Origin of the sequence: Pseudomonas sp. MS15a(2019), assembly GCF_013277805.1 — a bacterium.
GTDB classification, from domain to species: Bacteria; Pseudomonadota; Gammaproteobacteria; order Pseudomonadales; family Pseudomonadaceae; genus Chryseomonas; species Chryseomonas benzopyrenica.
On record NZ_VBTN01000001.1, the window covers coordinates 329,599 to 352,870 of the forward strand.

At 64.4% G+C, this 23,272-nt stretch carries 22 protein-coding genes and 6 tRNA genes; 16 read left to right on the forward strand and 12 right to left on the reverse strand.

Annotated features, from left to right (window positions below; all coding sequences use genetic code 11):
• The first annotated feature begins 278 nt into the window (after positions 1 to 278).
• Positions 279 to 1,196, forward strand: coding sequence for a bestrophin family ion channel (locus tag FEZ61_RS01570; protein ID WP_051226173.1), 918 nt, complete (start codon positions 279 to 281; stop codon positions 1,194 to 1,196).
• 41 nt (positions 1,197 to 1,237) lie between these two features.
• Here the strand turns inward: FEZ61_RS01570 and cprA are convergent, their stop codons facing one another.
• Positions 1,238 to 2,389 carry a cationic peptide resistance protein CprA gene (gene cprA, locus FEZ61_RS01575; RefSeq protein WP_017641795.1) on the reverse strand — a complete coding sequence of 384 codons (1,152 nt, stop codon included), beginning with the start codon at positions 2,387 to 2,389 and terminating at the stop codon, positions 1,238 to 1,240.
• A 139-nt stretch (positions 2,390 to 2,528) separates the two neighbouring features.
• Between cprA and FEZ61_RS01580 the strand changes: the two genes are divergently transcribed.
• The 13 genes from FEZ61_RS01580 to FEZ61_RS01635 all read left to right on the forward strand — a co-directional run bounded on the left by FEZ61_RS01580 (position 2,529) and on the right by FEZ61_RS01635 (position 8,624).
• Complete coding sequence (locus FEZ61_RS01580; RefSeq protein WP_017641794.1) at positions 2,529 to 2,768, forward strand: DUF2789 domain-containing protein; 240 nt, start codon at positions 2,529 to 2,531, stop codon at positions 2,766 to 2,768.
• 61 nt (positions 2,769 to 2,829) lie between these two features.
• Positions 2,830 to 2,961 carry a hypothetical protein gene (locus FEZ61_RS24565; protein ID WP_007162893.1) on the forward strand — a complete coding sequence of 44 codons (132 nt, stop codon included), beginning with the start codon at positions 2,830 to 2,832 and terminating at the stop codon, positions 2,959 to 2,961.
• A gap of 187 nt (positions 2,962 to 3,148) precedes the next feature.
• Positions 3,149 to 4,138 (forward strand): DctP family TRAP transporter solute-binding subunit, encoded by a 990-nt coding sequence (locus tag FEZ61_RS01585; protein WP_017641793.1) that lies wholly within the window; start codon positions 3,149 to 3,151, stop codon positions 4,136 to 4,138.
• A 72-nt stretch (positions 4,139 to 4,210) separates the two neighbouring features.
• Positions 4,211 to 5,332 carry a beta-ketoacyl-ACP synthase III gene (locus FEZ61_RS01590; protein ID WP_017641792.1) on the forward strand — a complete coding sequence of 374 codons (1,122 nt, stop codon included), beginning with the start codon at positions 4,211 to 4,213 and terminating at the stop codon, positions 5,330 to 5,332.
• Positions 5,333 to 5,402: 70 nt separating this feature from the next.
• Positions 5,403 to 6,281 carry a ParB/Srx family N-terminal domain-containing protein gene (locus FEZ61_RS01595; protein ID WP_026083922.1) on the forward strand — a complete coding sequence of 293 codons (879 nt, stop codon included), beginning with the start codon at positions 5,403 to 5,405 and terminating at the stop codon, positions 6,279 to 6,281.
• Between the two features lie 99 nt (positions 6,282 to 6,380).
• Positions 6,381 to 6,456: transfer RNA gene (locus FEZ61_RS01600), tRNA-Ala, on the forward strand.
• Between the two features lie 41 nt (positions 6,457 to 6,497).
• A tRNA-Glu gene (locus FEZ61_RS01605) sits at positions 6,498 to 6,573 on the forward strand.
• Positions 6,574 to 6,612: 39 nt separating this feature from the next.
• Positions 6,613 to 6,688: transfer RNA gene (locus tag FEZ61_RS01610), tRNA-Ala, on the forward strand.
• A 34-nt stretch (positions 6,689 to 6,722) separates the two neighbouring features.
• Positions 6,723 to 6,798: transfer RNA gene (locus FEZ61_RS01615), tRNA-Glu, on the forward strand.
• 40 nt (positions 6,799 to 6,838) lie between these two features.
• Positions 6,839 to 6,914: transfer RNA gene (locus FEZ61_RS01620), tRNA-Ala, on the forward strand.
• A 34-nt stretch (positions 6,915 to 6,948) separates the two neighbouring features.
• Positions 6,949 to 7,024 (forward strand) — tRNA-Glu (locus FEZ61_RS01625).
• Positions 7,025 to 7,158: 134 nt separating this feature from the next.
• Entirely contained in the window at positions 7,159 to 8,301 is a 1,143-nt protein-coding gene (locus FEZ61_RS01630) for a GNAT family N-acetyltransferase (protein ID WP_173146866.1), read from the forward strand.
• Entirely contained in the window at positions 8,295 to 8,624 is a 330-nt protein-coding gene (locus FEZ61_RS01635) for a YnfA family protein (protein ID WP_017640297.1), read from the forward strand. The genes FEZ61_RS01630 and FEZ61_RS01635 overlap by 7 nt, the downstream gene beginning before the upstream one ends.
• Before the next feature lie 15 nt (positions 8,625 to 8,639).
• Here FEZ61_RS01635 and FEZ61_RS01640 read toward each other — a convergent pair whose 3' ends face one another.
• From FEZ61_RS01640 to FEZ61_RS01655, 4 genes are read right to left on the reverse strand one after another with little or no spacing between them, the layout of a single operon-like run.
• Entirely contained in the window at positions 8,640 to 8,870 is a 231-nt protein-coding gene (locus tag FEZ61_RS01640) for a YheU family protein (protein ID WP_007162735.1), read from the reverse strand.
• A 54-nt stretch (positions 8,871 to 8,924) separates the two neighbouring features.
• Positions 8,925 to 10,112, reverse strand: coding sequence for an osmoprotectant NAGGN system M42 family peptidase (locus FEZ61_RS01645; protein ID WP_017640298.1), 1,188 nt, complete (start codon positions 10,110 to 10,112; stop codon positions 8,925 to 8,927).
• Positions 10,109 to 11,848, reverse strand: coding sequence for an N-acetylglutaminylglutamine synthetase (ngg, locus tag FEZ61_RS01650; protein WP_173146868.1), 1,740 nt, complete (start codon positions 11,846 to 11,848; stop codon positions 10,109 to 10,111). Before ngg ends, FEZ61_RS01645 begins: the two co-directional genes overlap by 4 nt.
• A gap of 13 nt (positions 11,849 to 11,861) precedes the next feature.
• A complete protein-coding gene (locus tag FEZ61_RS01655) occupies positions 11,862 to 13,634 on the reverse strand; it encodes an N-acetylglutaminylglutamine amidotransferase (protein ID WP_064307223.1) in 1,773 nt (590 codons plus the stop codon).
• Positions 13,635 to 14,031: 397 nt separating this feature from the next.
• Here FEZ61_RS01655 and FEZ61_RS01660 point away from each other — a divergent pair, with 397 nt between their 5' ends.
• Positions 14,032 to 14,292 (forward strand): type B 50S ribosomal protein L31, encoded by a 261-nt coding sequence (locus tag FEZ61_RS01660; protein WP_007162739.1) that lies wholly within the window; start codon positions 14,032 to 14,034, stop codon positions 14,290 to 14,292.
• Between the two features lie 22 nt (positions 14,293 to 14,314).
• Here the strand turns inward: FEZ61_RS01660 and metR are convergent, their stop codons facing one another.
• The 5 genes from metR to FEZ61_RS01685 form a co-directional block, all read right to left on the reverse strand.
• Positions 14,315 to 15,232 carry a transcriptional regulator MetR gene (gene metR / locus FEZ61_RS01665; protein WP_064307222.1) on the reverse strand — a complete coding sequence of 306 codons (918 nt, stop codon included), beginning with the start codon at positions 15,230 to 15,232 and terminating at the stop codon, positions 14,315 to 14,317.
• Positions 15,233 to 15,380: 148 nt separating this feature from the next.
• Complete coding sequence (gene glpD, locus FEZ61_RS01670; protein ID WP_064307221.1) at positions 15,381 to 16,910, reverse strand: glycerol-3-phosphate dehydrogenase; 1,530 nt, start codon at positions 16,908 to 16,910, stop codon at positions 15,381 to 15,383.
• 156 nt (positions 16,911 to 17,066) lie between these two features.
• Positions 17,067 to 17,831: a DeoR family transcriptional regulator gene (locus tag FEZ61_RS01675; protein ID WP_064307220.1), complete on the reverse strand. Its 765-nt coding sequence runs from the start codon at positions 17,829 to 17,831 to the stop codon at positions 17,067 to 17,069.
• 171 nt (positions 17,832 to 18,002) lie between these two features.
• The gene (gene glpK / locus FEZ61_RS01680; protein WP_017640303.1) at positions 18,003 to 19,511 is read right to left on the reverse strand and encodes a glycerol kinase GlpK; all 1,509 of its coding nucleotides are present in this window, start codon (positions 19,509 to 19,511) and stop codon (positions 18,003 to 18,005) included.
• A 30-nt stretch (positions 19,512 to 19,541) separates the two neighbouring features.
• Complete coding sequence (locus FEZ61_RS01685; protein WP_017640304.1) at positions 19,542 to 20,414, reverse strand: MIP/aquaporin family protein; 873 nt, start codon at positions 20,412 to 20,414, stop codon at positions 19,542 to 19,544.
• Between the two features lie 295 nt (positions 20,415 to 20,709).
• Here FEZ61_RS01685 and FEZ61_RS01690 point away from each other — a divergent pair, with 295 nt between their 5' ends.
• Complete coding sequence (locus tag FEZ61_RS01690; RefSeq protein WP_017640305.1) at positions 20,710 to 21,492, forward strand: PhzF family phenazine biosynthesis protein; 783 nt, start codon at positions 20,710 to 20,712, stop codon at positions 21,490 to 21,492.
• Positions 21,493 to 21,537: 45 nt separating this feature from the next.
• Here the strand turns inward: FEZ61_RS01690 and argF are convergent, their stop codons facing one another.
• Entirely contained in the window at positions 21,538 to 22,455 is a 918-nt protein-coding gene (gene argF / locus FEZ61_RS01695) for an ornithine carbamoyltransferase (protein ID WP_173146870.1), read from the reverse strand.
• Between the two features lie 194 nt (positions 22,456 to 22,649).
• Positions 22,650 to 23,054, reverse strand: coding sequence for a DUF3597 domain-containing protein (locus tag FEZ61_RS01700; protein WP_068384782.1), 405 nt, complete (start codon positions 23,052 to 23,054; stop codon positions 22,650 to 22,652).
• Between the last annotated feature and the right edge of the window lie 218 nt (positions 23,055 to 23,272).

The window sequence follows — 23,272 nt, forward strand, 5'->3', positions numbered from 1 at the left end:
CCGTCGGACCGCACCTGGGCGCGGATGTTCGCTGAACGGGTCGATATCCTCCGTGACGTGGCAACCAGCCAGGCGCTGCTGCCTTGGCGAGGTAACGGCCTGCGCGGCGGGCCTCTTCATATCTGGAAACGCAATTGTCCCGGGCCTATTACGTGAAATGGGCGGCGATCCGCGCTCTAGAGGCTTGCCTTGAACCTGTTTTCGACCCCAGGTTCCTATGGCTGCATCCCTCCTTTCTCGCGCTAAGGACTATCACCTTGGGTTTTTTCACCAGCAAAATGACCTTCCTTCGGCAAACCTTCACCTACGTTGGCTGGTCGGTGTTCTGGCTGCTGCTGTGGGACATCGCCGTTACCGTCGACTACATGATTTTCGTCGACAATCGGGCGCAGCTGCCCAACATTCCACTGACCCTGATCGGCTCGGCGCTGATCGTGCTGACCAGCTTTCGCAATACCAGTGCCTACCAGCGCTGGTGGGAGGCGCGCACCCTCTGGGGCGGCATGGTCAATAGCTCGCGTAGCTTCGCCCGCCAAGCGCTGACGCTCATCGACGACGGCGACGAACATTTCAACGCGATCAAGACGGTGCTCATCGAGCGTCACCTCGCCTATGTCCGCTGCCTGGCCTGCCAGCTCAGCGGCGATTCGTTGCCCAAGGAGGTGCGCACCTACCTGGGCAAGGAGGAGTGGGCGATGCGCAAGGAGACCAACAACTTCGCCAACGCCATCCTCAGCGGTTCCTCCAGCCTGATCGCCCTGGAATACCGCGCCGGTCGCCTGGACAGCATCCGTCTGGAGCGCCTGGAAGCCACCTTCGTCGACATGTCCAACTGGCAGGGCGGCATGGAGCGCATCGCCAATACCCCCTTGCCCTATCCCTATGTGAATTTCCCGCGGCTGTTCATCTTCCTGTTCTGCGTGCTGATGCCCATCGGCCTGGTGGAAAGCCTGGAGTGGTATACGCCGCTGGCCTCTACCGTGGTGGGCTTCATCTTCCTGGCCATGGAAAAGGTCGGCACCGATCTGCAGAATCCCTTCCAGCGCAGTCGTCACCAGATCACCATGGGTACCATCTGCAACACCATCGAAGGCAACCTGCGCACCATGCTGCGCGATGCCCGCGGGGGTTATGCTTCGGTCAGCGAGATCGTGCGGGATTCGCGGCTGAATTCGCCGGAAAAGGACCCCGTCTGAGCAAGACCCGGCCCTGGCGATTGCCAGGACCGGGGTAGGCCTTACTTGAAGTCCCACTGCATCTGCGCGGGTATGCTGATGTCCCGCGAGGAATGCACGCAGACATCCAGATAATCGGTGAAGCGCGGTGGGGCGGCGATGCCTTCGTCGAGCAGCCGCTGGTTGTCGAACAGATAATTCAGATCGGCGAAGCCGCCGTACAGCTTGAGCGCGCGCAGCACCAGGCGTGGATTGGCCGGGCCGATGCGTTCGTTGAAGTCGGCGGCGAGTTCCTTGAGATCGGCGCTGTCCACCTGGCGATAGCGCTCGCCCACCGGGGCGTCGCCCATGGCGCCGGCATAGGCCTCGTCGATTTCGCCGAAGGTGCAGGCACCCGCATTGCCCGCCGAGATGTGGTAAAGGCTGTGGTTCAGCTTGGGCTTGAGCGCCAGCTCCACCAGGGCTTCGGCGCAGTAGTCCACCGGAATGACATCGATCTGCTCATCCAGACCGCAGGTGAAGCGCTCCAGCGCGAAGCCCATGCGGAACACCCAGAAGATGCTGCCCGAGGCCTTGCAGCCCGAGCGACGGTGACCCACGACGATGGAAGGACGCGCCACCACCAGCGGCAGCAGCGGCAATTCGTTACGCAGCTTGAGTTCGATGGCGGCCTTGGAGGCGGTGTAGTCCACCAGCTGCTGTTCGGGTTCGGGGAAGTCCCAGGTCTCGGCGACCGGTGACTGGCGCTGCGGGCCGCAGGCCATGGCGGTGCTGACGTGCAGGAAGCGCTTCAGCCGCCGGGACTGGGCGCAGGCCTCGGCCAGGGCGAAGGTGCCCTCGACATTGACCGGCCAGATTTTCGGATTGCGCGAGAAGGAGGCCACTGCCGCACAGTTGATGACCTCGTCCAGCGCCAGCAGTTGCGGTTTGGCGGCCTCGATCCAATGGGTGTCCAGCAGATCACCGCAGAGGATCTGCTCGGGTTTGAGCAGTGCCGCCAGGCGCTCGTCGACGTCATGGACGCGCAGATTCTGCAGCAGCCGCTCCAGACCTTCCGCCGGAGTGGCCGCCCGGACCAGGAATTGCAGCCCCTCGACATGTCCCAGCTCCAGCAGGCGCAGGGTAACGGCGCCGCCGAGAAATCCGGTGGCACCGGTGACGAGAATGCGGCGCGGTGCGGCGGTGAAGTGAATGGCAGAGACGGGAAGCGACATGGCGAAGGCCCTGGTTGGCGAAACGTGGGCGTACCTTAAGGCCCGACGCTGAAGGATTTATTAAGGCCAGGGAACCCCTCAAGGCTGGCGTCTTTCTAGATGCTTGCCGTTACCGACCGATACCTGCCTGGAGACCCCTATGGAACTTCCCGTTCACGATCTGACGACCCTTTTCGAGCAACTGGGCCTGGATTCCGATCCGGCTGCCATCGATGCTTTCATCGCCAGCCATTCCCCGCTGCCCGACGAGGTGAAGGTCTCGGAAGCCGATTTCTGGTCACCGTCGCAAAAGGCGTTCCTCAAGGACGAGATCATGGAAGATGCCGATTGGGCACCGATCGTCGACGAGCTGAACGTCCGCCTGCATCGCCATGACTAACGTACAGGGCCGAACCCTTTCGGCCCTGTAGTCCTTCTCTTTCCGCGTCTGGAGATTTGCCATGAACGCCGTCCATGCCCAACAGCAGCCGAACGATCCGCCCGTCGCCGACGATGAAGACGAGGTAAGCGAAGAGCAGCTCGACGAATCCGTCGAGGAAACCTTTCCTGCAAGCGATCCCATTTCGCCTTGATGATTTCCTGGCGCCGTTTCGACGGCGCTGGTCCTACCCCTGATCCTACTTTCTTGCACATTCGTCGTGCCATCTCCCTGTGCTGACCAGCCATTCACCTCGCGACTGCTAAGGTAACCGCGTCGCGCACGCAGCGTGACCGGGGTCGCGCAGGCGATCCGATGGATCGTTCAACGCAGGGAATTCCATGATCAAGACCTTCTTCGCCACCCTGGCCGGCTCGCTTATCGCCTTGGCCATGCCCTTCGCTGTGGCCGAGCCGATCGTCATCAAGTTCGCCCATGTGGTGACGGACGATACGCCCAAGGGCCGTGGTGCCCTGCAATTCCAGAAGCTGGTGCAGGAGCGACTGGCCGGCCAGGTCAAGGTGGAGGTCTATCCCAATTCCAGCCTGGTGGGCGACGCCGACGAACTGGAAGCCCTGCGCAGCAACAAGGTCCAACTGCTGGCACCCTCGGTTTCCAAGCTCAACGCCCTGGCCAAACCACTCAGGGTCTACGATCTGCCCTTCCTGTTCGACAACATCGAGGCGGTCAAGCGCTTCCAGCGCCGCGACAAGAGCCGCGAACTGCTGGGCAGCCTGGTCAGCCACAACATCACCGGATTAGGCTACTGGAACAACGGCGGCCGCCAGCTCTCGGCCACGCGGGAAATCCACACTCCCGCCGATCTCAAGGGGCTGACCTTCCGCGTCGAATCCTCCGAGGTGCTGGCCGCCTACTACCAGCAACTGGGTGCCGAGGCGGTCAAGCTGCCGTTCGCCCAGGTCTACGACGCCCTCCGGACCGGCAAGGTGCAGGGAGCGGAGAATCCCTGGTCGAACCTGCTGGGACAGAAGATCAACAGCGTGCAGCCCTATATCGTCGAGGACAACCACAGCTTCCTCACCTATATGCTCATCACCAACACCACCTTCTGGAATGGCCTGCCGTTCCAGATCCGCAGCGAGCTGGAGGCCATCCTCGACGAAGTGACCCAGTCGGTGAACCGCGATGCCGAAGCCATCAACGCCAAGGCGCGCGAACGGGTGGTCGCGGCCAATACCAGCAGGATCCTGGTGCCGACGCCTGCCGAGCGGGAAGCCTGGCGCACGGCCGTGGCGCCGTTGCTCAAGAGGTACGAAAGCGAAGTAGGCAGCGACGTCCTGCGCGCCGCCGAGGCCGCCAATCGGCGTTGAGATTGCACGGGCGTCCACCCTGGATTTGCGGCAAACTGGCACGGCTTCATCCTGACAACAAGAGGAATAGCCGTGCAGCACGCGGTCATCAGCGGTAGTGGGCTCTATACGCCGCCCGAAAGCATTTCCAACGACGAGCTGGTTGCGTCCTTCAACCAGTGGGCTGGCCAGTGGAATGCCGAGCATGCCGACGCCATCGCCCAAGGCAGTCTGGCGCCCCAGCCGGAATCCAGCGCCGCCTTCATCGAGAAGGCCTCCGGCATCCGCAGCCGCCATGTGGTCGACAAGGCCGGTATCCTCGATCCGGCGCGCATGGTGCCGCGCATTCCCGAGCGTTCCAACGACGAGCCCTCGATCCTCTGCGAGATGGGCGTCGCCGCGGCGCGCGAGGCGCTGGAACGGGCAGGGCGGACCGCCGCCGACATCGACGGTGTCATCGTCGCCTGCTCCAACCTGCAGCGGCCCTATCCGGCAGTGGCCATCGAGGTCCAGGCCGCGTTGGGCATCCAGGGCTACGGCTTCGACATGAACGTCGCCTGCTCCTCGGCCACCTTCGGCCTGCAGACGGCGGCCAACGCCGTGCAACTGGGCCAGGCGCGGGCACTGCTGGTGATAGATCCGGAGATCTGCACCGGGCACCTGAACTTCCGCGACCGCGACAGCCACTTCATCTTCGGCGATGCCGCCACCGCCCTGGTGGTGGAACGCGCCGACCAGGCGACCTCGGCTCACCGCTACGAAATCCTCGGCACCCGGCTGTTCACCCAGTTCTCCAATAACATCCGCAACAACTTCGGCTTCCTCAACCGCGCGGCGGAGGAGGGCATGACCCACCCGGACAAGCTGTTCGTCCAGGAAGGGCGCAAGGTGTTCAAGGAGGTCTGCCCGCTGGTGGCCGAACTGATCGCCAACCACCTCGCCGAGCTGGATATCCCCGTCGAGCGGGTCTCGCGCTTCTGGCTGCACCAGGCCAACCTGGCGATGAACCACCTCATCGTCAAGCGCCTGCTGGGGCGCGAACCCGAGCCTGGCGAGGCGCCGGTCATCCTGGATACCTACGGCAACACCAGCTCGGCCGGCTCGGTCATCGCCCTGCATCTGCACCACGAGGATCTGGCCAGTGGCAGTCTGGGGGTGCTCAGCTCCTTCGGCGCCGGTTACTCCATCGGCAGCGTGGTCCTGCGCAAGGTCTGATCGACGGCAGGAGTCTTCCCGGGAGGACCGTTGTCGGACCTGGGAAGACCTCTCGAGAAAGGAAGACCCCGTGTCGCCAGGAAGCCTGCTCCGGGTGCAATTGCGCCAGCTGCGCCCCACCCAGCCCGCGATCGGTCATGACCAGGTGCTGTACAAGCTTGGCAAGTACGCCTGCGACCGACGCAAGCTGTTCGACGACTACTGCGAAGCCAACGGCCAGCATCTGAGTGGCGGTTTTCAGCCGAGCACCAGTCTGCGCTCGGCCGGCGACGCCCTGGGCGTCAAGCCACCCGGCACCTATCCAGACGAAATGAAGACCGTGGTCATCGGCCCCGGACAGCAGCTCTACCTCACCGATGGTCACCACACCTTTTCCGCCTTCTGGGAACACCCCGGCGGTGGCGCCGAGACCTCGGTGTGGGTCAGGGTCACCGACGATTTCAGCGGCGCGGCGAGCATGGCCGAGTTCTGGATTCGCCTGCTCGACGAGCGCAAGGCCTGGCTCAAGGACCCCCAGGGGCGTCCGATCCTGCCCGAACAGCTGCCCGAATCCCTGGGGCTCACCGCCATGGCCGACGATCCCTACCGCGCCCTAGTGTATTTCACCCGCCAGATCGGCTACGACAAGCCGCGTACGCCGGATGGCCGGGTACTGCCCTCGGAATTCCTCGAATTCTACTGGGCCGAATGGCTGCGCATGCTGCTACCCTTGCAAGGCTATGACCTGAATGATCGCAAGAGCTACGCCAAGGCCGTGGAGCAGGCGGCCCGGCTGATGGTGGCCAATCCCGGCATGCTGATCGGCAGCTCGGGGCGTACGGCGCTGGAGATGGGCGGCTACCGCGCCCTGGACAAGAAGGTCCTGCGCAAGCTCTCCGCCAGCGATGGCAAGTTCACCTACCTGCTGGCAGCCCGCGCCCAGCGTGCGGCCCTGGCGCGGGCGATCTGACCCTTTTCCGGCTTAAGTGTCTGTTACTAGCAGGTTTTTTTCTGATTGGTGTTGACAGGGGAGGCCGGGCCTCTTAACATGCGCCCCGTCCTGACCGACGGGGCTATAGCTCAGCTGGGAGAGCGCTTGCATGGCATGCAAGAGGTCGACGGTTCGATCCCGTCTAGCTCCACCAAATTTCGGTTTCGCCCTCGGGGGAAATCGGTAGAAGGTTTCGTCCCCTTCGTCTAGTGGCCTAGGACACCGCCCTTTCACGGCGGTAACAGGGGTTCGAGTCCCCTAGGGGACGCCATATCAGTCACGTATCCCAGACGTGGCGAGCGTTGTACGCGGGGCTATAGCTCAGCTGGGAGAGCGCTTGCATGGCATGCAAGAGGTCGACGGTTCGATCCCGTCTAGCTCCACCAATTTCGTGATCCGCAAGGGTCGCACCAGGGTAACGTCCCCTTCGTCTAGTGGCCTAGGACACCGCCCTTTCACGGCGGTAACAGGGGTTCGAGTCCCCTAGGGGACGCCATATCGGTCACGCATCCTAGGCGTGGCAAGATGCTGTACTTGGGGCTATAGCTCAGCTGGGAGAGCGCTTGCATGGCATGCAAGAGGTCGACGGTTCGATCCCGTCTAGCTCCACCAATTTCGTGATCCGCAAGGGTCGCACCAGGGTAACGTCCCCTTCGTCTAGTGGCCTAGGACACCGCCCTTTCACGGCGGTAACAGGGGTTCGAGTCCCCTAGGGGACGCCACACTCGAAAGAAACCGCCTCACGGCGGTTTTTTTTCGTCCGCACGAAAGCCATTCACCAGGGTCTTTCCCAGGTGCCCGTCAGGGCATTGAATTGTGTTAGACCTGTACGCCGAGTCCAAGCAAGGGGAGTGGGATGATCGTCGAGTATCTCTACAGCCTGGCCCAGGTGTCTGCCGAGCAGTGGAACGGTTTGCTGGTGGACGACCAGCCCTTTCTGCGGCATGAATTCCTCTCCACCCTGGAAGACAGCGGCAGCCTGGGGCAGGGGACCGGCTGGCAGCCCGCGCACCAGATCCTCAAGGATGAACAGGGTCGACTGCGGGCCGCGATGCCGGCCTATCTCAAGGCGCACTCCTATGGCGAATACGTCTTCGACTGGGCCTGGGCCGATGCCTGCCGCCGTGCCGGGATCGACTACTATCCCAAGCTGCTGGCCGCCGTGCCCTTTTCACCGGTGCAGGGCGCGCGCCTGCTGGGCGATCCGGCTGCCTGCGCGACCCTGCTCGACGCCACCACGAACAGCCTGGCCGATCTGGAGCTCTCCAGCCTGCATGTGAACTTCACCGATCCCAAGGCCGATGCCCTGCTCCAGGATCGTGAGGGCTGGCTGGCGCGGCTTGGCTGCCAGTTCCACTGGCATAACCGTGGCTATCGCGACTATGGCGACTTCCTCGCCGCCCTGACCTCGCGCAAGCGCAAGCAGCTGCGCAAGGAACGTGACCAGGTCGCCGGCCTGGGGGTGAGTTTCGAGTGGCGTAAGGGCGATGAGCTGAGCGAGGCGGAGTGGGACTTCGTCTATGCCTGCTACGCCAACACCTACGAGGTGCGTGGCCAGGATCCCTATCTGACCCGCGCCTTCTTCAGTCTGCTGGCCGAACGGCTGCCCGAGGCGATTCGGGTAGTGCTGGTCCGCCAGGGCAGTCGGCCGGTGGCCATGGCCTTCTATCTCAAGGACGGTGACACCCTCTATGGCCGTTACTGGGGTTGCCTGCAGGAATTCGACCAGCTGCATTTCGAGACCTGTTTCTACCAGGGCATCGAATACGCCATCGCCGAAGGGCTGCAGCGCTTCGATGCCGGCGCCCAGGGTGAGCACAAGCTGATTCGGGGCTTCGAGCCCACCCTGACCCATTCCTGGCACTACCTGGTGCATCCGGGTCTGAGAGCCGCTGTGGCGGAGTTTCTCGACCAGGAGCGAGAGGGGGTCCAGGCCTATGCGCGCCGGGCCGCCGAGGCCTTGCCCTATCGCCAGGAAGACGGCGCGGCACCATGCTGAACTATCTCTGGTTCTTCTTGGCCGCGCTATTCGAGATCGCCGGCTGCTATGCCTTTTGGCTCTGGCTACGGCTGGATCGCAGTCCCTGGTGGATAGCGCCCGGGCTTGCCAGCCTGGTGCTCTTCGCCCTGTTGCTGACGCGTATCGAGTCGGCCTACGCCGGGCGCGCCTACGCCGCCTATGGCGGCATCTATGTGGTGGCGTCGCTGGGCTGGCTGGCGCTGGTCGAGCGCACCCGGCCGACTTGGACGGATCTGGCGGGCGGTCTGCTGTGCGTGGCCGGGGCGCTGGTGATCCTGTTGGCGCCGCGCGGCAGTACCTGACAGGCGCGAGACGCGCTAGTCGTCGAGCAACTCGGGCGGCACGTCGCGGCGCAGCACCAGTTGGCACAGCGCACTGTCCGGATCGAAGAGGATGACGGCTTCGCCGGTTTCCAGGGCACGTCGGGCGCGCTGGGTACGGGTCGCCAGGGGTGTTTCGTCACCGTTGTCGGTGCCGTCGCGGGTAACGAAGTCTTCCAGCAGGTTGTCTAGGGTGGCGGCAGCGAGCTGGTCGTGGGGGATGATCATCGAGAGGTGCCTGAAAAAAGGCGCCCAGGATACCCCAGGCGCTTGGTTCGAACGCTATTTGCTGCCGTCGCCGACGACCTCCTCCAGCGGCGGCAGGTGCGTCTGGTTGTCCATCTGGGTGTCTTCCGGCAGCAACTGGTGACCGAAGCGATCCAGCGAACTGTCGGCCGGTTGCGCATCGCTGTCGAACACCGGCGGGCTGAGCATGTAGCCGGTCAGCAGCTGGCTGAGCGCCGCCAGGCTGACGATATGGGTGCGCTCGTAGCCATGGGTGGCATCGCAACCGAAGGCCAGCAGGGCGACCCGCACGTCCTGGCCGGAACTGATCGCCGAGTGGGCGTCGCTGTAGTAGTAGCGGAACAGGTCGCGGCGCACCGGGATGTCGTTGCGTTGCGCCAGGCGCAGCAGGTGCCGTGACAGGTGATAGTCGTAGGGGCCGGCGGAATCCTGCATGGCGACGCTGACGCGGTGCTCGTCGGAGCGCTGGCCGGGCGCAACCGGGGCGATGTCGATGCCGACGAATTCGCTGACGTCCCAGGGCAGGGCACCGGCGGCGCCGGATCCCACTTCCTCGGTGATGGTGAACAGCGGGTGGCAGTCGATCGGCGGCGTCTGGCCGGTTTCCTTGAGCATCTTCAGGGCGGTGAGCAGGGCGGCGACGCCCGCCTTATCATCCAGGTGACGCGAGCTGATGTAGCCGCTGTCGGTGAATTCCGGCAGCGGATCGAAGGCGACGAAGTCGCCGACCTGCACGCCCAGTTGCTCGGTCTCGTGGCGACTCTTGGTCACGGCGTCCAGGCGCAATTCGATGTGGTCCCAGGTCACCGGCATCTTGTCGATCTCGGTGTTGAAGGCGTGACCCGAGGCCAGCAGCGGCAGCACACTGCCTCTCAGGGTGCCGTCATCGGTGAACAGGCTGACCCGGCTGCCTTCGGCGAAGCGACTCGACCAGTGGCCGACTGCCGCCAGGCCCAGGCGGCCATTGTCCTTGATCTCGCGGACGATGGCGCCAATGGTGTCCAGGTGCGCGGAGACGGCCCGGTCGGGACTCTCCTTGTGGCCCTTGATGGTGGCGCGGATGGTGCCGCGGCGGGTCAGTTCGAAGGGGATGTCGAGTTCGTTGAGCCGTTCGGCGACGTACATGACGATGGTGTCGGTGAAGCCCGTGGGGCTGGGGATGGCCAGCATGTCCAGCAGGACCTTGCGCAGGTAATCCAGATCGGGCTCGGGCAAGCGATTCATAGCGGAACCTCCCGGGACAGCGGGAACAGCAGGTCGATGAAGCGTTCGGCGGTGGGGCGCGGCTCGTGATTGGCCAAGCCCGGGCGCTCATTGGCTTCGATGATGACGTAGTCGGGCGAGTCGGCAGCCGGGACCAGCAGGTCCATACCGGTGACGGGAATGTCCAGTGCCCGGGCCGCCTGGATGGCAGCGTCGGCCAGCACCGGATGGAGGCTGTCGGTGACGTCTTCCAGGATGCCGCCGGTGTGCAGGTTGGCTGTCTTGCGCACGGCCAGGTGGGTGCCGGTGGGAAGCACGCTGTCCCACTCGTAGCCGGCACCGCGGATGGCGCGTTCGGTTTCCTCGTCCACCGGGATGCGTGACTCGCCGCCGGTGGCGGCCTGGCGACGGCGACTCTGGGCTTCGATCAGGTCCCGGACACTGTGCTGGCCATCGCCGACGATTTCCGCCGGCCGGCGGATGGCCGCAGCCACCACCTCGTGTCCAATGACCACTATCCGCAGATCGAGGCCCTGGTGAAAGCTTTCCAGCAGCACGCGGTCGTCATGACGCTGCGCCGCCTGGATGGCGGTGGCGAGGTGTTCGGCGTCGCGGATATCCACGGCCACGCCCTTGCCCTGTTCACCATTGACCGGCTTGACCACCAGAGCGCCATGCTTCTCCAGGAAGGCGGCGTTGTCTTCGTCGCTGCCCGCCAGTTGCTGTTCAGGGACCTTCAACCCGGCCCGGGCCAGGGTACGGCTGGTCAGCACCTTGTCGGCGCAGAGGGTCATGGTCACGGCGGAGGTGAGATCGGTGAGGGATTCGCGGCAGCGGATGCGGCGGTTGCCCTGGATCAGGGTGAAAAGGCCGCCCTCGGCATCGTCCACCTGGACCTCGATGCCACGCCGCAGAGCTTCGTCGACGATGATCCGCGCATAGGGGTTCAGCTCGGCCGCTGGCCCAGGACCAAGGAACAGGGTCTGGTTGATGCCGTTCTTGCACTTGATGGCGAAGGTCTGCAGCGGTCGGAAACCCAGCTTGTCGTAGAGGCGCTTGGCCTGCAGGTTGTCATGCAGCACCGACAGGTCCAGATAGGCCAGGCCGCGACTGGCATAGTGCTCGATCAAATGGCGCACCAGCGCCTCGCCGACACCGGGTCGGCTGCACTCGGGCGATACCGCCAGGCACCACAGCGAGGAGCCACCATCGGGATCCTGGAAGGCCTTGACGTGATTGAGGCCCATCACCGAGCCGATGATGGCGCCGCTGTCGTCGTCTTCCGCCAGCCAGTAGACCGGGCCGCCCTTGTGCCGGGGCGTCAGCCGCTCGGTATCGACGGGCAGCATGTGCCGCTGCTGATAGAGTCGGTTGATCTCGCTCCAGTCCTGCGCGGAGCAGGCGCGGCGGATCCGAAAGCCGCGATAGATCCGGCGGGCCGGACGATAGTCGCTGAACCAGATCCGCAGGGTATCGCTGGGGTCGAGGAACAGCTGCTGGGGTGCCTGGGCCAGCACCTGATGCGGCGCGGCCACGTAGAGCGCGATGTCGCGCTCGCCGGGCGTTTCGGTGAGCAGCTCCTTGGCCAGGCTGGCGGGGTCGGGATAGGTATGGCCGACGAGCAGCCGTCCCCAGCCGCAATGCAGGCAGAGCGGCTGGGAGGTCGGATGGTCGCCTTCCGCCAGGCGCGCCTGCAGCCGTTCGTAGGAGGGCGTCTGGGCCCGCTGGAGGCGCTGGTTGTAGCTGGTCGCTTTCATGCGTCGTGCACCCTCACAGTCCGTGTTCGCTCAGCCAGAGGTTGAGCGCGGCGAGTTGCCAGAGCTTGGAGCCACGCAGGGGCGTGATGCGGTCGGCCGGATTGGTCAGCAGGCGATCGATCTCGGCGGTGTCGAACAGGCCGCGATCCTGGCTGGGATCCAGCAGCAGCTCGCGTACCCAGCTGAGGGTGTTGCCTTCCAGGTGCTTGAGGCCCGGCACCGGGAAATAGCCCTTGGGCCGGTCGATCACCTCTTGGGGAATGACCTTGCGCGCAGCGGCCTTGAGCACCTGCTTGCCGCCGTCGCCCAGCTTGAATTCGGCGGGAATGCGCGCCGAGAGTTCGGCCAGGCGATAGTCGAGGAAGGGCACCCGGGCTTCCAGGCCCCAGGCCATGGTCATGTTGTCGACCCGCTTGACCGGGTCGTCCACCAGCATCACGGTGCTGTCCAGGCGCAGGGCCTTGTCGACCCCGGCGCTGGCGCCCGGCTTGGCGAAGTGCTGACGGACGAAGGCCTCGGCGGCGTCTTCCTCCAGGCGCATGCCCGCCTGCACGGTGGCGGCATACTGGGCATAGTCGCGGTCGAAGAAGGCGGCGCGATAGGCGGCGAAGGGATCGGCGGCGCCATGCACCTGGGGATACCAGTGGTAACCGGCGAAGAGTTCGTCCGCGCCCTGGCCGCTCTGTACGACCTTGCAGTGCTTGGAGACCTCGCGCGACAGCAGATAGAAGGCGATGCAGTCGTGGCTCACCATCGGCTCGCTCATGGCCGAGAAGGCGCGCGGCAGCTGCTGGATGATCTCGTCCTCGGCGATGCGCAACTGGTGGTGGCGGGTGCCGTAGTGATTGGCGATCAGATCGGAATACTGGAATTCGTCGCCGCGCTCGCCGCCGGCATCCTCGAAGCCGATGGAGAAGGTCAGCAGGTCCTTGACCCCCGAATCGTGCAGCAGGCCCACCAGCAGGCTGGAATCCACGCCACCCGACAGCAATACGCCCACCTCGCGCGCGGCGCGCTGGCGGATTGCGACGGCATCCTTGAGGCCGTGCAGGACGCGCTCGGCCCAGTCGTCCAGAGTGTAGCGACGCTCGTCTTCACGGGGACCGTAGTCCAGATTCCACCAGGTCTCCTGATGCTGCTGGCCAGACGCATCCACAGTCATCCAGGTCGCTGGCGGCAGCTTCTGCACGCCCTGCAGGATGGTGCGCGGTGCCGGCACCACAGCGTGGAAGTTCAGGTAGTGGTTGAGCGCGACCGGATCGATGCGGGTGTCGATGTCACCGGCTTCCAACAGGGCGGGCAGGCTGGAGGCGAATCTCAGGCGTTTGTCGGTGAACGACAGATACAGCGGCTTGATCCCCAGACGATCCCGGGCGATGAACAGCCGGCCGCTGTCACGCTCCCAGATGGCGAAGGCGAACATGCCATTGAGCTTGGGCAGCATGTCCTTACCCCAGGCGTGATAGGCCTTGAGCAGGATCTCGGTGTCACCCCCGGAATAAAAGCTGTAACCCTTGGCTTCCAGCTCGCTGCGCAATTCCGGGTAGTTGTAGATGGCGCCGTTGAACACCATCGACAACCCCAGTTCCGGCTCGATCATGGGTTGGCCCGAGGCTTCCGCCAGATCCATGATCTTCAACCGCCGGTGGCCCAGGGCGACCGGCCCTTGGCTATGGAAGCCCCAGGCATCCGGTCCGCGCTGTTCGAGGCGGTGGGTGATGCGCTCCACCGCGCTGATGGCTGCAGGTTGTTGATCGAAACGAAGCTCTCCGGCGATGCCGCACATGGTGCTGTGCCTCTTGAATCCTTGGGATGCGGCGCAACGAGTTCAGTCCCGAACCCGGCGTGCGCATCCAATGCGTGTGGACTTCTCGCGATCCTTGAGAAGCCAATGCAGGGCGCCGTGCGGGCGCAAAGGGCAGGGGCGGACAGCTCGTCTGTCTGGCGCCGTGGGCCTGAACGCACGCACCGACCGACAGCTGGTCTCAAAGAGAGTGGGGTACCGCCGGTCAGGGCCTCAGGTTACGAGCCCCAGGCGCGGCGGATGGTTCCATCGCAAGGGTCATGGCTGCCGCCACCGTCACAGGCGGGACTGCAAAAGTGATCTTTATATGTTATAATGTATCTTTAATCGGCGCGCGGAAGGCATCTCGTCTTCGGCGCCCCAGACCAGGAGACGTCTCATGAAACCCGGTATCCATCCCAACTACCGTCCCGTGCTGTTCCACGACACCACCTCGGACACCTACTTCCTGATTCGCTCCACGGCCGAGAGCGACCGCACCCAGGAATACGAAGGCGAGACCTATCCCTACATCAGCCTCGACGTATCCAGCGCTTCCCACCCCATCTACACCGGCGAGCAGCGCCAGATGAAGGTCGAAGGCCGCGTCTCGAGCTTCAACAAGAAGTTCGCCGGCTTCCCGGGTGGCAACAGCAAGTAAGCGCCACGGGCAGCGCGCCGGCTCAGCGCGCGCTGCTGACCCCTTCGAGGGTGGCGAAGGAGGTGTCCTTGGCGGTCAGCAGGAAATCCTGCATGAAGGGCGCTTCCAGCATGTCTTCGCGAATCGCCGCATGGAGCGTCGCATAGAGGCCTTTCTCCCCCAGCCGGCGCGCCGTCACGTAGCCGCGCGAGCTGTACTCGTGGATCGCCCAGTTGGGCAGGCAGCAGACGCCACGGCCTGACGCCACCAGTTGCAGCATCATCACCGTCATCTCCGCCGTGCGAATCGAGAGCGGTTCGACATCGGCCGGATCGAGAAAACGGGTGAAGATATCCAGTCGATCGCGCTCCACCGGATAGGTGATCTGGGTCTCCTGGGCGAGGTCCTCGGGCACGATATAGGGCCGCTGTGCCAGGGGATGCTGGTTGGCCACCGCCAGCAGGGCTTCGTAGGTGAACAGTGGCACATAGGTGACCCCCGAGAGGTCCACCGGATCGGCGGTCACCACCAGGTCCAGATCGCCCCGCGCTAGCGCGGGCAAGGGTGCGAAAGAGAATCCGGAGGCCAGGTCCAGCTCCACTTCCGGCCAGGAATCGCGAAACTGGTCGATGGTCGGCATCAGCCATTGGAAGCAGCTGTGGCATTCGATGGCCATGTGCAGCCGGCCCGCCGTCCCGCCCACCAGGCGCGCCAGATCCCGTTCGGCACTGCGCAGATGCGGCAACACCGCGTCCGCGGTCTGCAGCAGGCGCAAACCGGCGCTGGTGAAGCGGATGGGTTTGGTCTTGCGAATGAATAGCGGGGTCCCCAGCCGTTCTTCCAGTTCCTTGAACTGATGGGAGAGGGCGGACTGGGTCAGATGCAAGCGTTCTGCAGCCTCCACCAGACTGGAGGATTCGCGGAGTGCATGCAGGGTTTTCAGGTGGCGAAGTTCGAACATGGCGTCGGCGCTGGAGGTAAAGGTGCATCATGAAGACTTTTCATGGTGCTGCCTATGCTCCAACGCGCCTGGCGCGTTGTTTCAGTGTCTATTGCAAGGGTGAACACCGCTGTTCCTGAGCGGATTGCCCGCTCAGGAACAGCAGGCGTCAGGCCGCGTTGCTGTCCTTGGTGCTCCGGGCGGGTTCGGAATGCGCCAGGAGGTTTTCCAGAGCGGCCCGCTCCGTAGCGGTGAACACCAGTCCCAACTTGGTCCGCCGCCAGAGCACGTCATCGGCATGGGTGACCCACTCGTGGCGCTGCAGGTATTCCACTTCACGCACGTGGAGGTCAGCGCCGATTACCGCACCTAGTTCCTCCACCGAGCGCGAATCACCCAGCAGGGTCCAGACCCGACTGCCATAGGTGGTGGCCCAGCGCTGCGCCAGGGCCGGCGTCAGGCCGCTGACCTTGTCCAGCAGTTCGCGGGTCAAGGCCTGGGGCGTGGTCATGTTCTCGCCACCGGGCAGCGGCGCCGAGGCTGTCCAGCTGTTGCCCAGCCGGGGGAAGAAGGGCTGCAGCTGCGCCATCGCCGACTCGGCCAGCTTGCGGTAGGTGGTCAGCTTGCCACCGAACACCGACAGCAGTGGGGCGCCCTGTTCTTCGGCCAGCGACAGGGTGTAGTCGCGGGTGATGGCGGAGGGGTTATCCGACTCGTCGTCGCACAGCGGGCGGACACCGGAGAAGGTGTGCAGGACGTCATCGCGACTGAGCTGCTTGCGGAAGTGGGCATTGGCCACCCCCAGCACATAGTCGATTTCCTGTTCGGTGATGGCCACCTTGGCCGGATCGCCCTGGTACTCGCGATCCGTAGTGCCGACCATGGTGTATTGGCCCAGGTAGGGAATGGCGAAGACGATGCGGCGGTCCTCGTTCTGCATGATGTAGGCCTGGTCGCCTTCGTACAGCTTGGGCACGATGACATGGCTGCCCTGGATCAGGCGGATACCATAGGGCGACTTCTGCTGCAGGTCCTGACGGATGAAGCTGGCGACCCAGGGGCCGGCGGCATTGACCAGGCCCTTGGCACGGATCTGCTGGCGCCCCTGAGGACCTTCGACCTCAACCTCCCAGTGACCCTCGACGCGGCGGGCGCTGACGCAACGGGTGCGGGTCACTATGTCGGCACCCTTGTCCCGCGCCTGCATGGCGTTGAGCACCACCAGCCGGGCATCGTCCACCCAGCAATCGGAATACTCGAAGCCACGCTTGATCTCGGCCTTGAGCGGCCCCTGGGCATCGAATTTCAGGCCGCGCGAACCCGGCAGCTTTTCGCGCTTGCCGAGGTGGTCATAAAGGAAGAGACCGGCACGGATCATCCAGGCCGGACGCAGGTGCGGGCGATGGGGCAGGACGAAGCGCATCGGTTTGACGATGTGGGGCGCCTTCGCCAGCAGTACCTCGCGCTCGGCCAGGGCTTCGCGCACTAGCCGAAACTCATGGTGTTCCAGGTAGCGCAGGCCGCCGTGGATCAGCTTGCTGCTGGCAGAGGAGGTGTGGCTCGCCAAGTCGTCACGTTCACAGAGGAACACCGACAGGCCACGACCGGCGGCGTCGGCGGCGATGCCGACGCCATTGATGCCACCGCCGATGACGGCGAGATCGTAGGTCCGGGGAGTTGCTGCGGGTGCCTGGGCCATGGTGCCTCCTGTGAAACGAACATAATTATTCGGTTTCGAACATAATAGCCCAGCAAAAACTCAGGTTCTAGCCAGGTCTGTGTCTTAGGACCGCTAAAACGAAAAAAAACGAATATGGAGAGGAGGGAGGCGACGAATGGTCGTCGCCTCTGGAGGTCAGCGCGGGCGCGCTACCTCGACCTTGACCTGCCATTCGCGCAGGCAGCGCGCGAAGGCCGGAGAGGGCTCCTGTTCGGTGAACAACTGATCGATCTGCTCCAGGTTGCCCAGGCGGATCATGGCGTTGCGGCCGAACTTGCTGGAGTCGGCGGCGAGAAACACCTGGCGGGCATTGTGGATGATGGCCTGGGAGACGCAGACCTCCTGGTAGTCGAAATCCAGCAGGGTGCCGTCTTCGTCGATACCGCTGATGCCCACCAGGGCGTAGTCGACCTTGAACTGCTTGATGAAGTCGGCCGTGGCCTGGCCCACCACGCCGCCATCGCTGCGCACCTTGCCGCTGGCGATCAGCACGTCGAAGTCGTCCTTGGCGCTGAGGATGTTGGCCACGTGCAGGTTGTTGGTGATGACCTTGAGGCTGCGATGCCCGAGCAGGGCATGGGCGATGGCCTCGGTGGTGGTGCCGATGTTGATGAACAGCGAGGCATGGTCGGGCACGGCAGCGGCCACGGCTTCGGCGATCAGGCGCTTTTCCTCACGCATCTGTCCGGCCCTCATGCTGTATTCGGTGTTTTCCACGCTGGAGTCGTGGGCGGCACCCCCGTGGTAGCGCCGCAGCAGCCCGGCTTCGGCGAGCTGGTTGATGTCGCGGCGGATCGTCTGGGGGGTGACGGAGAAATGCTGGGCCAGCTCTTCGATGCTGACGTAGCCGCGCTCACGGACCAGTTCGAGAATCTGCTGTTGGCGAGGCGCCAGGCTCATTACGGCTTCCTTGAGGTGATCGAGTAAATTCACAGAGGATGCCGTAGCTCTTTCAAGGTGGAAAGCGCTTGTCGCGCAAAGCAAGACCGGCGTCGGAAGACGCCGGCCTCGTGGGGGAGCCTTGCGGGAAGCGGCCCGGCAAGTACCGGCCGCCTCCCGGTCGGATTCGACTCAGTCCAGCGCCCAGCCGCGGGTACGCTCGACGGCCTTCTTCCAACCCTTGTACAGGGTGTCTCTCTTGCTCGGATCGCAAGCCGGTTCGAAGACCCGTTCGATGGTGCTCTTGCTGCGCAACTCGTCCAGGCTGCTCCAGAAGCCGGTGGCGAGACCGGCCAGGTAGGCCGCGCCCAGGGCCGTGGTCTCCTTCATTTCCGGTCGCTCGACCCGGGTGCCGAGCACATCCGACTGGAACTGCATGAGGAAGTTGTTGGCGGTGGCGCCGCCGTCCACGCGCAGGGACTTCAAGGCTTCGCCGGCATCCTGCTGCATGGCGTCCAGCACGTCGCGGGTCTGGAAGGCGATGGATTCCAGAGTGGCGCGGATGATGTGGTCCACCTTCACGCCCCGGGTCAGGCCGAACAGCGCGCCGCGGGCATAGGGATCCCAGTAGGGCGCGCCCAGACCGGTGAAGGCCGGGACCAGGTAGACGCCGTTGCTGTCGGTCACCTTGGTGGCGAAGTACTCGGAGTCCAGGGAATCGTTGATCACCTTGAGCTCGTCACGCAGCCACTGGACGGTGGAGCCGCCGTTGAAGATGGCGCCTTCCAGGGCGTAGTTGACCTCGCCGCGAGGACCGCAGGCGATGGTGGTCAGCAGGCCGTGCTGGGACTGCACCGCCTTCTCGCCGGTGTTCATCAGCAGGAAGCAACCGGTGCCATAGGTGTTCTTGGCCTGGCCGGGCTCCACGCACATCTGGCCGAACAGTGCCGCCTGCTGGTCGCCGGCGATACCGGCGATGGGGATGCCGGTGGTCTGGCCGCTGCCCAGGTGCGCCTGGCCATAGACCTCGGAGGAGGATTTCACCTCCGGCAGCATCTCGCGCGGGATGTCGAGCACCTCGAGCATGGTGGCATCCCACTCACGCTTGTGGATATCGAACAGCAGGGTGCGGGAGGCGTTGGTGTAGTCGGTGACGTGGGCCTGGCCCTGGGTCATCTTCCAGATCAGCCAGGTGTCCACGGTGCCGAACAGCAGCTCGCCGCGGCGGGCGCGTTCTCGGCTGCCTTCGACGTGATCGAGGATCCACTTGATCTTGGTGCCGGAGAAATAGGGATCGATCACCAGGCCGGTGGTCTTGCGGATATGGTCTTCCATGCCGTCGCGCTTGAGCTGGTCGCAGATCGCGGTGCTCTGGCGGCTCTGCCAGACGATGGCGTTGTAGATGGGACGACCGGTGAGCTTGTCCCAGACGATGGCGGTTTCACGCTGGTTGGTGATGCCGATGGCGGCGATCTGCTCGGTGCTGATGCTGGCCTGGGCCAGGGCCTCGACGAACACCGCGCTCTGGGTGGCCCAGATCTCCATGGGGTCGTGCTCGACCCAGCCGGCCTGGGGATAGATCTGCGCGAATTCGCGCTGGGCGATCGTCACCACGTTGGCATTGCGGTCCAGCACGATGGCACGCGAGCTGGTGGTGCCCTGGTCGAGCGCGACGATGTACTGCTTGTTCTGGTCGGTCATGGTCGTATTCCTTATTGTGATTCGCGGCGATCAGGACGCTTTGGAAGCGGAGTTCACTTCGGTACGGGCGCTGTCCTCGGCCTTGGCCGGGACGTCGCAGGCACCGGAAGCCAGGCCGGGCAGGTGACGGCAGATCAGCGCCTTGTAACCGGCGGCGCCCAGGCAGGCACCGACGATGGGGCCGAAGATGGGCACCAGGAAGTAGGGGATGTCGCGGCCACCGGTAAAGGCGATTTCACCCCAGCCGGCGAAGAAGGCCATCAGCTTGGGTCCGAAATCCCGGGCCGGGTTCATGGCGAAGCCGGTCAGCGGACCCATGGAACCACCGATCACGGCGATCAGCAGGCCGATCAGCAGGGGAGCGAGCGGGCCACGGGGCAGGCCGTTGCCGTCGTCGGTGAGGGCCATGATCATGGCCAGCAGGATGGCGGTGATGACGGCTTCCACCAGGAAGGCCTGACCGATCGACAGGGAAGGATGGGGATAGGTGGAGAAGACGCCGGCCAGTTCCAGGCTCGCCTGGCTGCCGCGGACCATGTTGTGGGCCTGTTCATAATCGAAAAACAGGCTGCTGTAGAGGCCGTAGACCAGCGCCGCGCCACAGAAGGCACCGGCGACCTGGGCCAGGATGTAGGCCGGAACCTTGCGTCTTTCGAAGCCACCGAACAGCCAGAGGGCGATGGTGACGGCCGGGCTGAGATGCGCGCCGGAGACACCGGCGGACAGGTAGACCGCCATGCTCACGCCGACGCCCCAGATGATACTGATCTCCCACAGGCCGAGGGTAGCGCCGCCGACCTTCGCGGCCGCCACGCAGCCGGTACCGAAGAAGATGAGCAGGGCTGTGCCGAGGAATTCGGCGATGCATTGACCGCGTAGTGTTGGAGCGAGAAGAGTACTCATGGGGGAGCCTCGTGGTTGTTGTATTTATAGGTGGCCGGTGGGCCATTTGTTCGCAACCGAAAATCTAATTTCAAATATGAAAACTGTCAAAGCTCCTGAGCGCAAAAACAGTGACGACGTTCGACAATTCATTGCCGATGCGACGCCGCCTGCTATTTTGGTCATAGGACTTGTGAAGACAACCTGTCCATTGGCCGGTCTTAGGCTGTAGCCGTCGCTACAGGGATCATCAGAGGCCGGGTGCCCGCGCGACGTTGACGCTTGCTGTTTCTCTTCTTCTGCTCAGGTAGCGTGCATGTCCCTAGAATTTCATCAGGTCGATGCCTTCACCGATCAGGCCTTTCGCGGCAATCCTGCTGCCGTCTACCGCCTGGATAGCTGGCCGGCCGACGAGCTGCTGCAGCGAATCGCCACCGAGCACAATCTTTCGGAAACCGCCTTCGTGGTGCGCGAGGGCGAGACCTGGCGGATTCGCTGGTTCACCCCGCGGACCGAGGTGCCATTATGCGGTCATGCCACCCTGGCAGCCGCCCATGTGCTGTTTGAAGCCTATGGAGAGCCTGGAGATCGACTGGAGTTCATCTGCCAGTCGGGCGTGCTGCGGGTGTTTCGCGAGGGCGATGGCCTGCTGGCGCTGGATTTTCCGGCGTTGGTGCCCACGGAGCTGGGGGTGACGCCCGAACTGGAGCGAGCCCTGCAGGTCTCGCCGGTGGATGCCCTGGCGGCGGACAAGCTGCTGGTGCTGCTGGAGTCGGAACAGGCGGTGCGTGACTGCAAGCCGGATCTGGCTGCCATTGCCCGGCTGCCCTGGCAGGGCGTCATCGTGACCGCACGGGGACAGGAGGTCGACTTCGTCTCGCGCTTCTTCGCCCCGGCAGTGGGCGTGGACGAGGATCCCGTCACCGGCTCGGCGCATTGCAGCCTGATTCCCTACTGGTCGCGGCGACTGGCCAAGCGGATGCTCACCGCCCAGCAACTCTCCGCTCGCGGTGGGCAACTCAGGTGTCGGTTGGAAGGCGATCGGGTCAGTATCGCCGGGCGGGCGGTGACGGTCATGCGCGGGCAGCTGTTGCTGTGAGCCAAAGGCCTCGGCTGCCTGGCGCAACCGAGGCCTACGCCAGGATCAGGCGTGCAGCGGCGGCTTGATGAGGAATTCGAGCAGCGCCTTCTGGGCGTGGAGGCGATTTTCGGCTTCGTCCCAGACCACGGCGCGCGGATCGTCCAGCAGGGTATGGCTGATTTCCTCACCGCGGTGAGCCGGTAGGCAGTGCATGAACAGCACCTCGGGGGCGGCGCCATCGAGCAGCTCGGCGGTGACCTGGTAGGGCTTGAAGGCTGCCAGGCGCAGACGGGTTTCTTCTTCCTGGCCCATGGAGGTCCAGACATCGGTGCTGACCAGGTGTGCCTGGGCCACGGCCTTGCGCGGATCCCGGGTCAGCCGCACGCGGTCGCCGGCCCGTTTGAGAAAGCGCGGGTTGGGCTCGTAGCCTTCCGGACAGGCAATGCGCAGGGTGAAATCGAGCTGCTCGGCCGCCTCGATGTAGCTGTTGCACATGTTGTTGCCGTCGCCGATCCAGGCCACGGTCTTGCCACGGATATCGCCCCGGTGTTCGAAGAAGGTCTGCATGTCGGCCAGCAGCTGGCAGGGGTGCAGGTCATCCGATAGACCATTGATCACCGGCACCTGGGAATGGGCGGCGAAGGTGGTCAGCATCTCGTGGGCGTAGGTGCGGATCATCACGCCGTCGAGCATGCTCGACATGACGCGGGCGCTGTCCGGAACGGGTTCGCCGCGGCCGAGCTGGGTATCCCGGGAGGAGAGGAAGATCGCCTGGCCGCCGAGCTGGATCATACCGGCCTCGAAGGAGAGGCGGGTGCGGGTCGAGGCCTTCTCGAAGATCATGCCCAGGACGCGATTGCGCAGGGGTTCGTGCAGCACACCCTGGTTACGCAGGGCCTTGAGCTCGATGCCCCGTGCGATGAGTTGCCGGAGTTCCGCGGAGGAACAATCCATGAAAGAGAGAAAGTGGCGAACCGTCATTTCGTTACCCTAGCGTCCCGTCCCGGTAACGGCCGTCCGTGGAAGGCGCGGCGAACCTGAGAGCATGCCGTTTCAAACGGCGGAAAGACCAAAGGCGAAATGGTATAAGTTCATGTCGCATTTTACCACCATCCCAGCCTAGGCCCTTCGTTTCGGGCTGCTAGCCTGGGACGGGGTAGCGTAGGGGAGGCGCCTTACAGCAGGTCGGCGGGGACGTTGCCGCCGTTGTCGGCCAGCTTCTGCAGAACAGCCTTGTGCAGCCACATGTTCATCTGGGCGGAGTCGCCCATCTTGTCGGCGGGGCAGTTCAGTTCCTTGGCCAGTTCCTGGCGGGCGGTCAGGCTGCTGTCCAAGTCGAGCAGCTTGAGCAGGTCGACGATGGAGGTCTTCCAGTTGAGCGGTTCGCCTTTCTGGGCGGCCAGACCGTCAAGCTTGGCGGCGACGTCCACCTGGCTCATGGGGGTGGCGCCGGTCGGGGCGGCCGGGCTGCCGGCGGGTGCGGCGGTATCGGTCGCGCCGGTGGTGGGCGCAGCGGCGGGGGTATCCGCATGGGCTTCACCAATGCCGAGCTTCGAGAGGATCTTGCTGAACAGGCTCATGGAATTCTCCTGGGTCTTGGATCAGGCGCACCGAGCGGCGCCTACCCTTAACCTGACCACGGCTCCGGTGCCAAAGTTTTGCCTGGCGCCGCTCCGAATGGTCATGGCGGTGGCGAACGGCCGGGTCGGAACGTGGTCGATTGCCAGGTCGAGCCGCGCCTGTCACGGGCTGGGCGTCGCGGAAATCCCGGCGTTCCACCGGCCTTTCCGTTACAATC

What these genes read in the sequence shown, in the direction of transcription:
- FEZ61_RS01570 (WP_051226173.1), top strand. Translation starts at nt 279, where the DNA reads ATGACCTTCCTTCGGCAAACCTTCACCTACGTTGGCTGGTCGGTGTTC.
- cprA (WP_017641795.1), bottom strand. Translation starts at nt 2,389, where the DNA reads ATGTCGCTTCCCGTCTCTGCCATTCACTTCACCGCCGCACCGCGCCGC.
- FEZ61_RS01580 (WP_017641794.1), top strand. Translation starts at nt 2,529, where the DNA reads ATGGAACTTCCCGTTCACGATCTGACGACCCTTTTCGAGCAACTGGGC.
- FEZ61_RS24565 (WP_007162893.1), top strand. Translation starts at nt 2,830, where the DNA reads ATGAACGCCGTCCATGCCCAACAGCAGCCGAACGATCCGCCCGTCGCC.
- FEZ61_RS01585 (WP_017641793.1), top strand. Translation starts at nt 3,149, where the DNA reads ATGATCAAGACCTTCTTCGCCACCCTGGCCGGCTCGCTTATCGCCTTG.
- FEZ61_RS01630 (WP_173146866.1), top strand. Translation starts at nt 7,159, where the DNA reads ATGATCGTCGAGTATCTCTACAGCCTGGCCCAGGTGTCTGCCGAGCAG.
- FEZ61_RS01635 (WP_017640297.1), top strand. Translation starts at nt 8,295, where the DNA reads ATGCTGAACTATCTCTGGTTCTTCTTGGCCGCGCTATTCGAGATCGCC.
- FEZ61_RS01640 (WP_007162735.1), bottom strand. Translation starts at nt 8,870, where the DNA reads ATGATCATCCCCCACGACCAGCTCGCTGCCGCCACCCTAGACAACCTG.
- FEZ61_RS01645 (WP_017640298.1), bottom strand. Translation starts at nt 10,112, where the DNA reads ATGAATCGCTTGCCCGAGCCCGATCTGGATTACCTGCGCAAGGTCCTG.
- ngg (WP_173146868.1), bottom strand. Translation starts at nt 11,848, where the DNA reads ATGAAAGCGACCAGCTACAACCAGCGCCTCCAGCGGGCCCAGACGCCC.
- FEZ61_RS01655 (WP_064307223.1), bottom strand. Translation starts at nt 13,634, where the DNA reads ATGTGCGGCATCGCCGGAGAGCTTCGTTTCGATCAACAACCTGCAGCC.
- FEZ61_RS01660 (WP_007162739.1), top strand. Translation starts at nt 14,032, where the DNA reads ATGAAACCCGGTATCCATCCCAACTACCGTCCCGTGCTGTTCCACGAC.
- metR (WP_064307222.1), bottom strand. Translation starts at nt 15,232, where the DNA reads ATGTTCGAACTTCGCCACCTGAAAACCCTGCATGCACTCCGCGAATCC.
- glpD (WP_064307221.1), bottom strand. Translation starts at nt 16,910, where the DNA reads ATGGCCCAGGCACCCGCAGCAACTCCCCGGACCTACGATCTCGCCGTC.
- FEZ61_RS01675 (WP_064307220.1), bottom strand. Translation starts at nt 17,831, where the DNA reads ATGAGCCTGGCGCCTCGCCAACAGCAGATTCTCGAACTGGTCCGTGAG.
- glpK (WP_017640303.1), bottom strand. Translation starts at nt 19,511, where the DNA reads ATGACCGACCAGAACAAGCAGTACATCGTCGCGCTCGACCAGGGCACC.
- FEZ61_RS01685 (WP_017640304.1), bottom strand. Translation starts at nt 20,414, where the DNA reads ATGAGTACTCTTCTCGCTCCAACACTACGCGGTCAATGCATCGCCGAA.
- FEZ61_RS01690 (WP_017640305.1), top strand. Translation starts at nt 20,710, where the DNA reads ATGTCCCTAGAATTTCATCAGGTCGATGCCTTCACCGATCAGGCCTTT.
- argF (WP_173146870.1), bottom strand. Translation starts at nt 22,455, where the DNA reads ATGACGGTTCGCCACTTTCTCTCTTTCATGGATTGTTCCTCCGCGGAA.
- FEZ61_RS01700 (WP_068384782.1), bottom strand. Translation starts at nt 23,054, where the DNA reads ATGAGCCTGTTCAGCAAGATCCTCTCGAAGCTCGGCATTGGTGAAGCC.